Here is a 14,651-nt window from a genome sequence, read left to right on the forward strand (position 1 = left end):
CGTTCACTTCAATAAAGACCTTTGGGTTTTACCCAACACGGTCTTGGGAAGGGAATCTGAGAATTCAATCACTTTAGGTACTTTAAAAGATTCCAGGTAACGGGCGCAGTACCCCATCAGTTCATGGGGATCGGGTGTAAATTTGGGGTCACAAACGACCCAGGCTTTTACCACTTCCCCTAAGATTCCGGCTGGATCTGGGATGCCTGTCACCGCAGCTTCTCTAACCGCCGGATGCTTACGCAAGACGGCCTCTATTTCCTCTGGACTGATCTTCTCTCCCCCACTGTTAATCAATTCATCGGTACGACCCAGTAAGAAGAGATAGTTTTCTGAGTCTAAGTAGCCATAATCCGGGGTCAACAGAGTTCCATCGGACCACAAGCATTGTTGCGTAAGATCTGGTCGATTCCAATAACCTTTCATAATCATGGAACTTTTAACCGCCACACGACCCGGTTTGTTAACTCCTAGGGGTTGACCCTGCTCATCTAAAATCGAAAGTGTTACCCCTGGATAAGGCTGTCCTACGGAACCCGCCTTCCGATCCGGTTCTGTAACTTCCCGGAAACACACCCGACTGACCTCTGTAAGACCATAGGTTACAAATAACCGCGTGGTCGGTAAGGCTGTTTTGAGTTGGGTGAGGAGAGAAGGAGGAGCCGGTGAAGTACCCAGGGTAATATAGCGCAGATGCCTTTGGCATCTTTTCAACAGGGATTCATAGCGATCCATAAAAAGCGTTAATCCACCTGGAACTCCGGAGAATCCCGTGACCTGTTCCCCATGAAATTGCTTTAAAACCTGGGCCGGGTAGGTCAAATTCTTTGCCAGAATTAAAGTTCCCCCTGCTCGCAAACAACCGTCTATCTCCCGGAGTCCGTATAGATGGAAAAGAGGGACCAGAATCCCCATTCGATCCCGAGAAGTTAATTTCAGAAACTCTTTTCCGGTTTCCGCAATAACCTCTAAATTTCCGTGGGTCAGCATAACCCCCTTCGGTTGTCCGGTTGTTCCACTGGTATAAATAATAGCGGCCAGATCGTCTTCGATGTCCTTCTCCCGCCCTTCTATATTCCTTTGCATGCCGGAGGAATTGAGGGCATAGGCGCCAGGATAAAGCTTGGCTGAAGGCGTAACCGGAGGATGAGGATGCGAGACCCCAAAGGGGCGGGAATATGAAGAGAGAAAGAAAATTTCCACCTCACCTTCTCCCAGAGTTATGGGATCCCCAAAACCCAAAGAAATCAGATCTCCGGCATAGGAATGGATTCGCTTTTCCAGGAACAACGCTTTGGGTGAGCAATCTTCAAGGGTATGGGTTAAGGCCTCTAAGGTCGTGGAGGGATTTAAAGGAACGACCACTCCCCCAACTTGAAGGATAGCAAGATAAGCGATCACAAAGTCTGGAGAATTATCCAGGAGCAGACAAATGCGATCTCCTGGAGCTATTCCGTTCTGTTGTAAAATACCGGCAAGTCGATCCACCAAAGTATCTAACTGCGCATAGGTAAGACGATACTCTTCCTGGACTACTGCCTCTTTTCCTGGAGAAAGAGCCCTGTATTGTTTTAAAAACTCGTGTAATCTGGCCATGTTTATTGAATCCCAAACTTTTCTCCAAGGTACTTCATTACGGCTTCTAAAGAGCCAAAGTTTTCGGGCATGATATCTTCCCCTGGAATTTTGATCTTGCAGAGTTTTTCAATAAACACAACAAAATCCAGAAGAGAAAGGGAATCAAAGATCCCTTGATCGATAAAAGAATCTGTACTTTGAAGGGTAGTAATCCCCTTCCCCTGTAAAGCCGGCAAACTCAGAATATAATTTTCGAGCGCCTGTGTTACGTTTGTGGGTTGTCTGTTGACGATCTTCGGTTGTTCCCGGTCCAATTTTTATCGTCCGTTATCTGTTATCTGCCGTTTTCGGCTATAGAAGAAAAACAACCGACAACAGGTAACGGGTCCATCAACCAAAAAATAGACGCTGATAAGCCTGGAGGGTTACTTCCAACGGCTTACCGGTGATTCCATCCCAAAAACTTCGATGAATAAGGGCTATAAACGAAAAGGTAAGGGCAGTTTTTAGAGCTAAAAGGAGGATTCTTATCCCAGGACTCTTCACTTTAAGAGAAAATTCTTTTATCCATGGAGTCTGGGAAATCTTTGAAATAACGGCAATGGCTAAACCAAAGGATCCAAAGGCCAGGGTTAGTTGAATGACAGCATCCCACGTTATGGCCGGTGTTACCAGAAGATGCCAGAGACCGCTGACTAAAAAGGTCGTTAGGATTTTAGCAGTTATCTGCTTATGCCCCCAGAAGGGATAAAAAACATGGGTCATGAGCCATCGATAAGTCGAAATGTTGGAAGTTTTCCAATATTGAACAGGGCTGGAGGACAGAAGTGGATTTGCAAAATTTTCATAAAGATTAAATCCCAGAAGTCGAGACAGGGCAATCGCCATATCTGTAAAACCGGAAAAAGCCCAATAAAAGCGAATTAAAAGCAGGCAAAAAGTACCCCATAGGAAAAGTCTCGGGTCCAGGTGTTGAAGAAAAGGATGGGGGACAGAACCCTCCGCCCATTGTTGCAGTTTATTGTAGAGATTCTGAGAGTAAGGAGTCAAAACAAAAAACTTAATCCCTCCCCAGGTCATTTTAAGGAGGTTATAAGGAACCAGTTGGGACCAATTAGAAATCTGAGGTTGATAACTCTTATAAAAATCATTGAACGAAACCACAGGTCCGGCGAATAGGGTAGGAAGAAAAAATATATAAAGGAGAAACTGATTGAATCGATCCCAACCGGTTAAAGAGGTTTTAGGACGTTTACTGAGGACAAAATCTATACTTCGAAGCAGGAAAAAGGCCTCTATTCCCTGACGACCCCAGAAGACATACTTGATGGCTGGTCGGGGGAATTGGTATTTAAGGAAAACAAAAGCGACTAAAACCCCCAAAACCAAAATGAACTTCTGATTTCGGGTTCGGTTTGTTTCCCCAATGAGATAGATGGTCAGGGCCGTCAGGGTAAATATTAGAAAATTTAACGGGGGAAACAGCCATAAAAGGGCTCCCAGGCTAATAAAGAGCATGGAGTATTCACGAACCTGGAATTTTCCCGTCCATTCCGAGGAAGGCTTTGCCGGAGTTACGTAAAAAATCGGAGTCGTTGTCAGGAGACCGGTAAGATTTTTCATACCTTAAAAACCCGATGCAAAAGTTCCAGGGTTAAAAGATACATGGAAATCTGCCACTGGGTCAGCAGATCCACCCCTTCAAACTCATTTTTTCTTTCCAAGAAATCCTCTAATCGAGAAGGGTCGAAATAGGAAATAGCCCTTGAGTGGGGGCTTAAAAGGAGATCCCGGGTGAGCCGGAGTTGGTTGAACACCGAGGGTGGATCCCGGGGTATGGGCATGTGGGTTTTTTTTCGGTAAAGGATGGAATCTGGGAGAAAGCCCCGGAGCATTTTTTTGAAGATATATTTACTCTGACCGTTTTTAACTTTTAATTCTGAGGGCATAGGCGCCAGGAGTTCAACCAATCGGTGGTCCAGAAAGGGAGGTCGTGTTTCCACCCCAAAAGCCAGGGAGGTCCGATCATGGAACTCCAAAAGCTCCAGAAGGAAGAACTTTAAATACAGATAAAGGGCCTGGTATAAGATATCCTGGTTAGAAACCCGGATCAGATGATCCGACAACTTTTGACCGAAGAGCTCTTCGGGTCTGATCGTCTTGCGAAACTCCTGGGAAAAGAGCTTGAGCATAACTTTCCAGGAAGGGGCCCAGGGAAAGTAAGTAATTTGTCGGGTTTTTAAAATATCATCAAGACCCAGACCTCGCGATCCCAGATATCCGGCCAGGAGTTCATCGGCCCCTTCTCCACAGAGAACTACGGTGGCATAATCTTTAAGCTTTTCATAGAGGAGGTACATGGTGGCAGCCCCTTTATTAAAGGGTCTTTCTAAATGCCAGGTCAATCGTTCCAGGGTGGAAAAATAGGCTTCAGGGGAAATTAAAAATTCATGATGTTTCGTTCCCAACGTTTGGGCGACGATTCTGGCATAGGTAGCATCATGGTCTTCCCCTTTCCAGGGATTTGGAAAGTCAATGGTAAAAGTTTGCAAAGAACCCGATAGCATCTGGCCGGCCCAGGTTGCGATGCTGCTGGAATCTGTACCTCCACTGAGTAAAACACCTAAAGGAACCTCTCCGACCAACCGAAGCCGGACGGCATCTTTAAGGAGTTCCATGAGGTGCTGCCCGTAATACTTTTCCATCTCTTCCCCTTTAAGAGGGATGGGTTGGGTTGTCTCCGGAGAAGGAATTTCCCAATATTTTTTCAAACGATAATGAAAACCGGGTCTACCGGTGTGAGCCATGGCGGTTAAGGTACAACCAGGAGGAAGGGTCCATATCCCTTTAAACAGGGTATGGGCTTCTAAAAGGGCTCCACAAAGGAGTACCTCAGCAACAGCTTCCAGATTAATATCCGGGGAAATGGCAGGATGTTGTAAAATAGCTTTAGCTTCCGATGCAAAAATAAATTGCCCATCGGCTATGGTATAGTGAAGAGGAACAATTCCCATCCGATCCCGGGCCAGAAAAAGTTTTTTTCCGGGATGATCCCAAATGGCAAAGGCAAACTGGCCGTTAAATTGTTCTACACAATCCTCTCCGAAAGCTTCATAAGCATGTAAAACGACTTCCGTATCTGAGTCTGTTTTAAAACGATATCCCCGGCTTTTCAGAAGACGTTGAAGCTGTCGATAATTAAAAATTTCCCCATTATAGGTGATCCAGATCGAGCCATCTTCATTGGACATGGGTTGACGCCCGTATTCACGATCGATAATGGACAATCGCCGGTTTCCCAAACCTACCCGGTTGTTAAGATAGACGCCTACATCGTCAGGACCTCGATGACGCTGGATTTCATTCATTTTTTCCAGGGTTTCTACCTCAACAGGCTTATCTAAAGCAAAATTAAAGATTCCACTAATACCACACATTTTTTAACCTCTTATCCTCTTACGTTGGATATAATCACAAATGGTATGGATACTCTGAAAATTTTCAGGTTGAAACTCTGCAGGAGATACAGTCAGATCAAATTGCCCTTCCAGAAAGTCGATCAAGTGGATCAAAGTCAAGGAGTTAAGAATACCGGTTTGCAAAAGCGGAGTATTTTTATCTAATTTTTCAACCTCAGCTTCCGGTAAAATCTGTTCGGCCAGGAATTTTCTAATTATTTTCTCCACTTCATCCATAGGTTTAATCCGTTAAATTTAATAATACCCCTTCTTCAGGAGGAATGGCCCTCTGATCGGCCAACTTCCTTAAAGCAGCCACCGTGGTAGCTGCTGTATAACCGCAGTCTATTTTTTCTAACTGAAACAGCAGCGCTTTGGCCTCTTTAATCTCCGTTTCTGTAACGCTGATAAAGGTACCCTTTGTTTCTTGAACCAATCGATAAATATAAGGATAGCTGGTTACAGGATTGCCTCTTAGAATGGCTTTGGCGATTCCCTTAGGGTTTTTAACGATATGATGTTCCCGAATCACCGGGGATCCCTCTTCGAAGGCCTTAACCATAGGACAACAACCCTCTTGCTGGACACAAACCATTCGGGGAATATATCGGATTCTCCCCAAAGTCTGAAATTCTTTAGCCCCCTTGTAGGTTCCATAAACCCCCATGGCACTGCTGACGGCTTGAAAATACCATCGGATCTCCACAGGAACCTGATCAACGGCTTCCAGGAAGGCCAATTTGAGTCCTTCCCGTCGAGCCGGATTAAAAAAACCCGCCTCGAAGGGTAAATGATGGTGGAAAGCATATTCTCGTGCCTGATTAAAAGCTTCTGCAAAAGTCCTTCCTGTCAAAACATGGAGTAGAACACCGGGATTAAAATCCGAAAACCGAACCCGCTCCTGGAATTCTCCCCCAATGAAAAGATGCATTTTAAAATAGGGATATTTGAGAATTCCATATGCCAGGGCATTGGAGCTATTCCCGGTCGAAGAACTTACAAACTCTGTAATCTGAAGCTCTTTAAAAAAAGATAAAACCACAGCAGCCATTCGATCTTTTGTTGTACCGGTCGGATTTCGAGATTCGACTTTTAAGAAAACCTGTTTCAGCCCCAAGGCTTCTCCAAGAGCTTTCGCATGTACACAGGGGGTATTACCTTCTCCTAAAGGAAGGAGGTTTTGAGAATCCTGGATAGGAAGCAAATCAAAATATTTTTCCAGGGAGTGCGGCGAATCGTAGATCTTGACCCGAGATAAATCGTAATAAATATCCACAAGACCCCCACAATAGGTACACTTAGGAGTATACGCATGGGGAAAGGTTTTTTGGCATTGGTTACAGCGATGAGTTAGTTTCAACTTTGTATTTTTACTCTACCCTTGCAAGGGTTGATAAATCCTTAGCAGGTAAAGGAAATTCAGCACTTAAAATTTTTGCAAACGTAGAGTACTTTTATCTAACTCCTCCCCCAATCCTTCTCCCATATCAAGGGTGGGGGGGAAATCCACAGATTACCCCTATCTCCTCAAGAGAAAGGACTGGGGGTTAAGGAATTATACCTGTTCTACAACCGTGACATTTCCAAAGGGAATCCCATAAGTTGAAGGATTGGATTTTCCAAGCTTTTCCAATGCGAGTTTTTTTGCTTCTTCCAAATGAGTAGCCGGAATAAAGCCCAGGAGTTCTACCTGATCTTTCGGACATCGGGAGATCAAGATCACCTGAATTCGCTGCAAAATCTCTTTAAGCAGGTAAGAATTATGCCCGGTGAGATCGTATTGGGTCTTTACAGCTTTGGCTAATTCCGGGAGAGAGGAAAATTTTGCCCAACGCAAGAAGCCTTCCTTAATACCCTGGGGACAGGCCGCCAGGAGGATGAAGACCCCGCCATCGACCACACACGTATGGGTATTCATAAGGGTTTTGAGTGCTTGCATGAAGGAAATATCATAAGGATGACCTCCACAACTGGCCATGGCCAGTTCTGCCTTTTCTTTAAAGGAAACCTTAAAAAGGTTATCTACCACCTGACACCCCATGACGTGGGCAGAAACGGGATGACCCGCATAGACGTGGGTTAATTCATGGTTTAAATTCACGAGGGTATTTACCAGGAAACTAGGTCGAAATAAAGCGGCTGCTTCCAGCATGTCCAGATGGACAGGATTTCCTTCCAGACAACCATTCCTGGCCAGGATATTTCGCGGTTGAACTTCATTACCGGACATAACCAGTTTGTGATTATGTAAAATCGTTTCATATCCCGATACCCCAGGTAAGACAGCTTTACGACCGCCCGTGAATCCGGCAAAATAATGATGGGTAATCCGGCCTGTCAAAATCTTAATATCCGCTTCATAAGCCAGTCGATTGACCTCGATGGCATTCCCAAAGGAGGTTTTTCCCAAATAAACATGGTTTTCTTTGTTCATGCAGTCGTGCCCTATCACTCGGATTTCTTTATCAAAGTGAGGCCCCAAGATGATATTCATATCTTCGGTTGTAAACCGCTCATGAGTCCCCGTTGCAATAATAACCGTGATATCCTGCTTACGGATTCCGGCCCGGAGCAGTTCCCGGATCAAAAGCGGCATAAAAATATCGCCCCGGGTTACACGGTCCTTACCGGATACCAGAATTACAGCCGTTCGCCCAGATTTAGCCAATTCATATAGGGGTTCCCTTTCAATGGGTTTTTGAAGGGCTTTTTCTACTAAAAAGTCGGGGGGATGGGCAGGGGAAACGGAACGCGGCGTGAGAATGCCCAGAAAATTTCTTTGGGGAACCTCTGTTTGTACAACTTCAGAGCCATAACCTAACCGGATAATCTCAAACATAACGGATCCTCCCGCTCATTTGAGCTTTTAAGATAACCGTCGAAAGTAACGAAAGTAAAAAATTGCATGGAATGTGCCAACTTCATAGTTTTGGGACCCGGAGTTCAAGGACACGGAGACCTTGGGACTGAGAGACGCGGGGAAATGTCTCCATGTTCCCAAGTCCCAGTTATCTTGGTGATGAATAAGGGCAAATCTTCATGTAAAAGCAAAATAAACTTCGCACCTTTCATTTTCCCCTTGACTTAAAAGTTCAGGCTGAATAAGATCATATTTGCTCCAAGTTATGGGATTTTCATACCTTAAACCTTCATGATTTCCCAGGGTTCATGATAAAGATTTCATCTGCGCAGGGTTTTACGCTCTTAGAGACCCTCATGGTGACGGTTTTGTTTACAACGGTTCTGATTTTATCTTTGGAATTTTTTCAACAACACCAGAAAATCTACTTCCGGTATCGGAGCGACGCGGAGATTATTCAAAATGCCCGAATGGCTTTAGATGCCATTTGTTCAGATTTGAGGGTTGCCGGTTATCATTTAGACCGGCAACAAAATCAGCCTGTTTTTATCGAAGCGGCTCCGTTTCAAATTATCTTGAATGCAGATAAGGACCCCGGTGAGCCGGTTTTGATTAAAAACGGTTTTGTCATGCTATCCAGTGGTACCCCCTATATTAACTCCCAGGATTACTCTACAGGGGCTGAAACTATTCGATGGACTTTAGATTCGAATGATGATGGTCTCATCGATAACCGGGATATCGATGATAATCCAGAGGAGCGGGCCTCCCGATTTAACGACAATGATTTCGTTTTAATTCGAGAACTGAACGGAGGGCCGGATCAGCAGGTGGCTCTCTATCTCAGAGGGCCAATAGATGCTAAAAACAATCGTACCTATGTGTCTCCTTTGTTTCAATATTGGATTTTGTCTTCCAATGGCTCTTTAATTTTATGGGGGGATACCGATGGGAATGGATTTTTAGAGGGGAATGAAATCTATTTCCCACCCCTGACTTCTCAAAGTGTTTTGGAGAAAATCAGGCGGATTACCGTGATGGTTTCGGTAGAGTCCGATGAGTGGGATCCTTTTCGTAATCCACCCGGCCATCGACAGGTCATCTTGAGTTCCGAGGTTGCAGTAAGGAACAACTTTTAACATTCATAAAAAAGTCTAAACTCCGGAGTTGCCCTATTTTTCCACTGTGGAACGATCTCAAGGAACCCTGACGGCGTATGAAACGATCCTTACTTCTCTCCTCAAGAGGTTTTAGTCTCATAGAAGTTCTCATGGCTTCGGCCATCCTGGGTTTTGCATTGCTCAGTTTATCTCAATTGTTTTTACAAAGCTCCCTGGAAATTTATCGGGCGAAGAACAGATCTCGGGCAACCCACCTGGTGGATGAGATGATGGAAATTATGGCGGCTTCTCCCTATCCCATTGAAAATTATCAGGGTTTCTCTACCAACTCCTCTCCTGCAAATACGAACCCGGTAAAAGAAGACCTGCTCCGTTGGAAACGAAACGTAAAAGCTTTCCAGGATACCGCTTTAGGAACAATTTCCGTTGTTCAAGATAACTATCGAAAAACGGTTATTATCGATCTGGATTATCCAAATTTTGGGAAGAGAGATCAGGTAGAAATCAAACGCATTTTTTCAAGTCCGTTTCCTATTTCCCCTTGATAGGGAGACCTGATTATATTTCAATTTGTAAGGCGGCTTTCCCTATGAAGTTTTTCTATCCCTGGAATGCAACTTCTTTAAAAGGAATTGATAGGATGTGATCTATTCAACCAGAGTGGATACTAACCCGATGCCTGTATGGTAAAAAAATCAAAGAGGGGATATTTTAGAGGGTAAGGAGGAGAGATAAATTTATGGAAGATATCCCCATCCAGGACCTGTTGGAGGGGGCATCCAGGGCAAATCCCTTTTCTCTCTGGTTTCCTTTACCGGAGGTCCTTCTATTGGGAAATGACGAAGTCCATGTCTGGCGTGCGACCCTGAATGTAGAGATTTCGTATCTACACAACCTGCAGCAACTTCTCTCGGCGGATGAGCAGGTCCGGGCCGGGCGTTTTTACTTTCAGAAGGATCGTGAACGCTTTATCATCACACGGGGATTGTTAAGGAGGATCCTGGGACGTTATCTGGAGAGGGAACCGGGCCAATTGCAATTTGGCTATGGACCCTATGGAAAGCCTTATCTCACAGGAGAATTTAGCTACAGTAGATTGCGTTTCAACTTAGCTTATTCCCAGGAGCTTGCCCTCTACGCCATTACACAAGGTCGTGAAGTTGGGATAGATATTGAATATATCCGACCTCATCCGGCCAATATGCAGATAGCGCATCGGTTCTTTTCACCCTGCGAAGTTATGGCTTTAAAGGCCCTTCCTTTCCATCTGCAGCAAGAAGCATTCTTTAATTGCTGGACTCGCAAAGAAGCTTATATAAAGGCCAGAGGAAAGGGTCTTTCGTTTCCTTTGAATCAATTCTCTGTATCCCTGGCACCCGGCGAGCCTGCCGCTCTACTCAATGTCCTGGAAGATCCCCAAGAAACCTCCCGTTGGTCACTTCAGACGCTGGAACCGGGTTCCGGCTACGTGGCAGCTCTTGCCGTAGAAGGACAGGATTGGCGGCTTAAATGTTGGCAGGTACAGGGGTAGAGGGAAAGGCTTCCAGAACCCATCCTATTTCCCTACCCTTTTAACCTCTCTTATTTATTACTCTACACTTATTACTCTACACTCCGGACAGGACTATCTAAATACTCCCGACACCAGAGTTCAAAAATCAAAAGGGCCCAGAGGTGTTGGCTGTAATCTTTAAGGCCTTTTTGGTGTTCCTCGATAAGCAATCGGATATAATCCACGTTGAAAAGGCCGCGTTCCCGTAAGCGCTCTCCTAACAAGATATCTTCAAGTAAAGGTTTGAGATCTGTTCGAAACCACTCCAGGAGAGGTACTCCAAATCCATGTTTTCTTCTATGAATAATTTGAGAGGGAAGGATGCCGTGCAAGGCATGTTTGAAGATGTATTTGGTCGTAAGACCTTTCACTTTAAGATCTGAAGGGATCTGAGCCGCAAATTCTACCAGTTCATGGTCCAGAAAAGGAACCCGTCCTTCCAGTGAAACTGCCATGGTCATTCGATCCTCCTTGACCAAAAGATCATCCGGAAGGAGCGTATGAAAATCGGCATATAGAGCTTTATCCAGATCCGACAGGCTGGAGGCCTTTCGATAATATTGAGTAATAATTTCGTCTGAAGGACGTAATCCTTTAAAATGGGGAGAGGAAGGATTATAGAGGGCTTGCTTCATATCCTCGGTGAAGAAGGAAATGGTGGTGATATGTCGCAAATTAGGGGGTAAGTTACGGCATTCCAGAAATCTTTTAAAAAACAGAAAATATTCCCCAAGACTGGAAGTTCGAGAAACGGGCAGATGCTTTGAAATTTTCTCAAAGTAGTGTTGAAGCATGATGGGAATTCGGCTGTAGTATCGAATCAAATTATCGATTAAATAACGTCGGTAGCCTCCGAAAATTTCATCGCCTCCCGTTCCTGAAAGGGCTACAATTACCTGTTCTCGAGCTAATCTGGCCAGATAATAGGTGGGAATGGCAGAAGGATCCGCAAAGGGTTCATCAAAATGCTTTATAAGCAAAGGAATAATATCAATGGCCCGGGGCTCTACCTCGAATTCGTAGTGTTCTGTGGCAAATCGTTCGGATACTTGTTTGGCATAGCGTCGTTCGTCATAATATCCGGCATTTTTAAATCCAATGGAGAAAGTCTTAATGGGTTGAATTTTACTGGCAAAGGCCACAATAGCACTGGAGTCGATTCCACCGCTCAGGAGGATTCCCACGGGGACATCGCTTACAAGATGGCGTTTAACAGATTTTTGTAAGAGTTCTATCAACCCTTCCGAGTAAAACTTTTCATCCTTTGGACTTACAGGCAGTCTTTTAACCTCTGGGACCCTATCGGATCGATCTTCTTCACTTGGCCCTGAGGTAGGAGGAGTCGATCTATCCACTCGACTCCCAACGGGCAAACTCCAATATCTCTGGAGGAAGATTTCACCGTCTTTGTACTCCAGAACATGACCCGGCTGGAGTTTTTTGATTCCTTTAAATATGGTATCCGGGCCGGGAATGTAGAGATAGCTCAGATAATTGTGCAAAGCCTGAAAGTTAAGTTCTCTTTTAAAGGAAGGATCTTGAAGCAGGGACTTAATCTCAGAAGCAAAACAAAGTTTTTCCCGATCGATACGGTAAAACAGAGGTTTTATACCTATTCGGTCTCGGGCTAAAAAGAAAGCATGTTCCCGACTATCCCACAAGGCAAAAGCAAACATTCCGTAAAGTTCACGGATACACTCTTTGCCCAGGTCTTCATAGAGGTGGACGATGACTTCTGTATCACTGAGGGTTTTAAACTTATGATTGCGTTTTTCTAACTGTTCCCGAAGCTCCTTATAGTTATAAATCTCCCCGTTGAATACGACCCATACCGACCGATTTTCATTGCTGATGGGTTGATGACCTCCCGTTACATCAATGACACTTAATCTCCGGACCCCCAGACCAACCTGACCGGACATGTAATAACCTTCTTCATCAGGTCCACGGTGTTTAAGAACCGAAGTCATCCGGCGTACAAGGTTTTTATCGATTTCTTTTTTTTCATTGAAATTAAGGACACCACATATACCGCACATAATTCACTTATATATTAGACAACTCCTTCCTGGCCTTCTCCGCATAACCATTATTCGGATAATTTTGAATCAATCTCTTTAAATATAACTCTGCTTCTTCTTTCTGACCCAACTTGAGATAATTCATACCCAGGTAGAAGAGGGTTTTATCAATGACCTCGGTATCTGCATATTCTTGTAAAATGACCCGGAGACGATCAATAGAAGCTTTGTAAGCCTGTTCACGCAGGTAAAATTCGGCAATCAAAAACTCGTGCTCGGCCAATCTATTCCGGCATTTATGGATTTTTTCTTGGGCTTTTTGAGCATACTCGCTATTCGGATACTTTGTTTTAACCTTATCGAATTCTTCCAAAGCCCTACGGGTGTTAGTCTGATCTCGATCTGCAGAAAGTATCTGTTTATAGTAACACATACCCAACTTATACTGGGCCTTTGGCACTTCAGGATGGGTTGGATAGAGATTTATAAAACTCTGATAAGCGGCAATGGCTTCTTCATATTGCTTTTGAGCATAGTAGCTTTCGGCGATATAAAATTGGGTTTTACTCAGGTATTTGCTCTTAGGATACTGCTCCTTTAAAGTTTTAAACTCTTCAAGGGCTCGAGCATACTTCTTTTTATTAAATAACGTCTCTCCTTTTTTAAAGAGCATTTCATCGGCTGCCTGGGAGGGGTGATGCTTAGTTGCTTTAGAACATCCTGGACTGGTTATTAAAACAAACCCAATCAACAAAATAACACTTAAAACTTTTTGAGAGTTGAAGATTATTTTATTCATAATTTTGGGTTGTAAGGGACTAGTTGAGGGTATCACCACCTTTCTCCTTTTCTAGCTGGGCATCGACACGGGTAGATCTACCATCACTAACTTGAATATCGATTACAAAATGTTTATAACCCGGTTTAATCACTCGAAGTTTATAGATACCTGGAGGTTTATTCAGAGATATAGGAGTATAGCCTATATCCTCCCCTTCTAGAAAAACTTTAGCCGAAGGAGGATTGGACTCGATTTTAACCTCGCCTATTTCCGGAGTCAGTTCTCTCTGGATTTTCCTGGTAACCAGGTCCTCTACCACAACGGTTTCCGTCAGGGTCCGATATTTACTTTTCTTCAAAGTAAGTTCATAAGGACCCGGTTTCAACTCCTTTTTCAAAGGAGTCTCACCGTAATACACATCGTTGATATGAACTTCAACGCCAGGTGGGTTGGTTACAATATCTAAAATTCCGGTCCTCTCTTTAAGGGTTACGTTAATTTCCAGGACCTCATCGGCTACAAGGACTGCCTCACCCACATGATCCCGAAATCCTTCTTTTTTAAGAACCAACTTGTATTTACCAACCGGTTTATCATGGGTTAAGGGGGTCGTTCCAATAAATTTATCATCGATATAGACTTTGGCTTCTGAAGGCTCTGAGGTAATAACTAATCTTCCCACCTGGGGAATTAAATTTACTTCCACCTCTGACGTAGTATCATCCTGAATAATCACAGGTCTTTGGTCGACATAGTATTGGTCTTTAACAATTTTTAACTCATACTCTCCAGGAGGTTTCTCGATCACTAAAGGAGTTACCTTATCCAGTTTGACCCCGTCGATATATACCGCGGCCTTTGGTGGGGCCGTTTTGATTTCTACTTTTCCTCGCTGCTCTGAAAGTTCTGCATCTAGAAAAGCCGTCTGTTTTTTATTTACCCAAACTTTTCTTGCATAGGTCCGATAACCTTTTAACAGGAGTTTTACATCATACTCCCCTTCTGCTAATTTCTCCATGAAAGGAGTTTTTCCTACATAGGTATTATTCAAGTAAACCGATGCGTTGGAAGGGGAAGAAGTAATTCTTAAAGTGCCTTTCTTATCAAAGTAGCCGTAGAAAACCTGCAGATAGGAAAAAATTCCACCAAAATCAGCAAAACGATTTAGCAGTGCCGTAATACAAACAAGGACAAATCCCACAGAAATAACAGCTAGAAATCGCCTCATAGCGCCATCCTCGACGAGAAATCCTTGCTGTTTACAGGATTACTTTATGTAA

At 44.0% G+C, this 14,651-nt stretch carries 13 protein-coding genes; 3 read left to right on the forward strand and 10 right to left on the reverse strand.

Annotated elements, in window-relative coordinates; translation table 11 throughout:
• Nucleotides 1-3: 3 nt before the first annotated feature.
• The 7 genes from VNM22_07465 to larA all read right to left on the reverse strand — a co-directional run bounded on the left by VNM22_07465 (nucleotide 4) and on the right by larA (nucleotide 7,875).
• Complete coding sequence (locus VNM22_07465) at nucleotides 4-1,596, reverse strand: class I adenylate-forming enzyme family protein (GenBank protein HWP46987.1); 1,593 nt, start codon at nucleotides 1,594-1,596, stop codon at nucleotides 4-6.
• A gap of 2 nt (nucleotides 1,597-1,598) precedes the next feature.
• Nucleotides 1,599-1,892 (reverse strand): acyl carrier protein, encoded by a 294-nt coding sequence (locus VNM22_07470; GenBank protein HWP46988.1) that lies wholly within the window; start codon nucleotides 1,890-1,892, stop codon nucleotides 1,599-1,601.
• Nucleotides 1,893-1,968: 76 nt separating this feature from the next.
• The gene (locus VNM22_07475) at nucleotides 1,969-3,201 is read right to left on the reverse strand and encodes an MBOAT family O-acyltransferase (GenBank protein ID HWP46989.1); all 1,233 of its coding nucleotides are present in this window, start codon (nucleotides 3,199-3,201) and stop codon (nucleotides 1,969-1,971) included.
• Complete coding sequence (asnB, locus tag VNM22_07480; GenBank protein HWP46990.1) at nucleotides 3,198-5,015, reverse strand: asparagine synthase (glutamine-hydrolyzing); 1,818 nt, start codon at nucleotides 5,013-5,015, stop codon at nucleotides 3,198-3,200. Before asnB (VNM22_07480) ends, VNM22_07475 begins: the two co-directional genes overlap by 4 nt.
• 3 nt (nucleotides 5,016-5,018) lie before the next feature.
• Entirely contained in the window at nucleotides 5,019-5,273 is a 255-nt protein-coding gene (locus tag VNM22_07485; GenBank protein ID HWP46991.1) for an acyl carrier protein, read from the reverse strand.
• Between the two features lie 4 nt (nucleotides 5,274-5,277).
• Nucleotides 5,278-6,396: a pyridoxal-phosphate dependent enzyme gene (locus VNM22_07490; protein HWP46992.1), complete on the reverse strand. Its 1,119-nt coding sequence runs from the start codon at nucleotides 6,394-6,396 to the stop codon at nucleotides 5,278-5,280.
• A gap of 195 nt (nucleotides 6,397-6,591) precedes the next feature.
• Nucleotides 6,592-7,875 carry a nickel-dependent lactate racemase gene (gene larA / locus VNM22_07495; protein ID HWP46993.1) on the reverse strand — a complete coding sequence of 428 codons (1,284 nt, stop codon included), beginning with the start codon at nucleotides 7,873-7,875 and terminating at the stop codon, nucleotides 6,592-6,594.
• Between the two features lie 329 nt (nucleotides 7,876-8,204).
• Here larA and VNM22_07500 point away from each other — a divergent pair, with 329 nt between their 5' ends.
• The 3 genes from VNM22_07500 (at nucleotide 8,205) to VNM22_07510 (ending at nucleotide 10,548) form a co-directional block, all read left to right on the forward strand.
• Complete coding sequence (locus VNM22_07500; protein HWP46994.1) at nucleotides 8,205-9,035, forward strand: hypothetical protein; 831 nt, start codon at nucleotides 8,205-8,207, stop codon at nucleotides 9,033-9,035.
• Nucleotides 9,036-9,112: 77 nt separating this feature from the next.
• On the forward strand, nucleotides 9,113-9,562 hold the full coding sequence (locus tag VNM22_07505; GenBank protein HWP46995.1) for a prepilin-type N-terminal cleavage/methylation domain-containing protein: 450 nt from the start codon (nucleotides 9,113-9,115) through the stop codon (nucleotides 9,560-9,562).
• 194 nt (nucleotides 9,563-9,756) lie between these two features.
• A complete protein-coding gene (locus VNM22_07510; GenBank protein ID HWP46996.1) occupies nucleotides 9,757-10,548 on the forward strand; it encodes a 4'-phosphopantetheinyl transferase superfamily protein in 792 nt (263 codons plus the stop codon).
• 71 nt (nucleotides 10,549-10,619) lie between these two features.
• On the opposite strand, the gene asnB (VNM22_07515) is transcribed toward VNM22_07510, so the two are convergent.
• From asnB (VNM22_07515) to VNM22_07525, 3 genes are read right to left on the reverse strand one after another with little or no spacing between them, the layout of a single operon-like run.
• A complete protein-coding gene (gene asnB / locus VNM22_07515; GenBank protein ID HWP46997.1) occupies nucleotides 10,620-12,608 on the reverse strand; it encodes an asparagine synthase (glutamine-hydrolyzing) in 1,989 nt (662 codons plus the stop codon).
• A 7-nt stretch (nucleotides 12,609-12,615) separates the two neighbouring features.
• Complete coding sequence (locus VNM22_07520; GenBank protein ID HWP46998.1) at nucleotides 12,616-13,389, reverse strand: outer membrane protein assembly factor BamD; 774 nt, start codon at nucleotides 13,387-13,389, stop codon at nucleotides 12,616-12,618.
• 19 nt (nucleotides 13,390-13,408) lie between these two features.
• Entirely contained in the window at nucleotides 13,409-14,599 is a 1,191-nt protein-coding gene (locus VNM22_07525; protein ID HWP46999.1) for a PEGA domain-containing protein, read from the reverse strand.
• Nucleotides 14,600-14,651: the final 52 nt, after the last annotated feature.

The organism is Candidatus Limnocylindrales bacterium, assembly GCA_035559535.1.
In the GTDB taxonomy this organism is placed as follows: domain Bacteria; phylum Moduliflexota; class Moduliflexia; order Moduliflexales; family JAUQPW01; genus JAUQPW01.

Coding starts and splice junctions, on each gene's coding strand:
- VNM22_07465 (HWP46987.1), bottom strand. CDS start 1,596: ATGGCCAGATTACACGAGTTTTTAAAACAATACAGGGCTCTTTCTCCA.
- VNM22_07475 (HWP46989.1), bottom strand. CDS start 3,201: ATGAAAAATCTTACCGGTCTCCTGACAACGACTCCGATTTTTTACGTA.
- asnB (HWP46997.1), bottom strand. CDS start 12,608: ATGTGCGGTATATGTGGTGTCCTTAATTTCAATGAAAAAAAAGAAATC.
- VNM22_07485 (HWP46991.1), bottom strand. CDS start 5,273: ATGGATGAAGTGGAGAAAATAATTAGAAAATTCCTGGCCGAACAGATT.
- VNM22_07500 (HWP46994.1), top strand. CDS start 8,205: ATGATAAAGATTTCATCTGCGCAGGGTTTTACGCTCTTAGAGACCCTC.
- VNM22_07525 (HWP46999.1), bottom strand. CDS start 14,599: ATGAGGCGATTTCTAGCTGTTATTTCTGTGGGATTTGTCCTTGTTTGT.
- larA (HWP46993.1), bottom strand. CDS start 7,875: ATGTTTGAGATTATCCGGTTAGGTTATGGCTCTGAAGTTGTACAAACA.
- VNM22_07505 (HWP46995.1), top strand. CDS start 9,113: ATGAAACGATCCTTACTTCTCTCCTCAAGAGGTTTTAGTCTCATAGAA.
- VNM22_07510 (HWP46996.1), top strand. CDS start 9,757: ATGGAAGATATCCCCATCCAGGACCTGTTGGAGGGGGCATCCAGGGCA.
- VNM22_07520 (HWP46998.1), bottom strand. CDS start 13,389: ATGAATAAAATAATCTTCAACTCTCAAAAAGTTTTAAGTGTTATTTTG.
- asnB (HWP46990.1), bottom strand. CDS start 5,015: ATGTGTGGTATTAGTGGAATCTTTAATTTTGCTTTAGATAAGCCTGTT.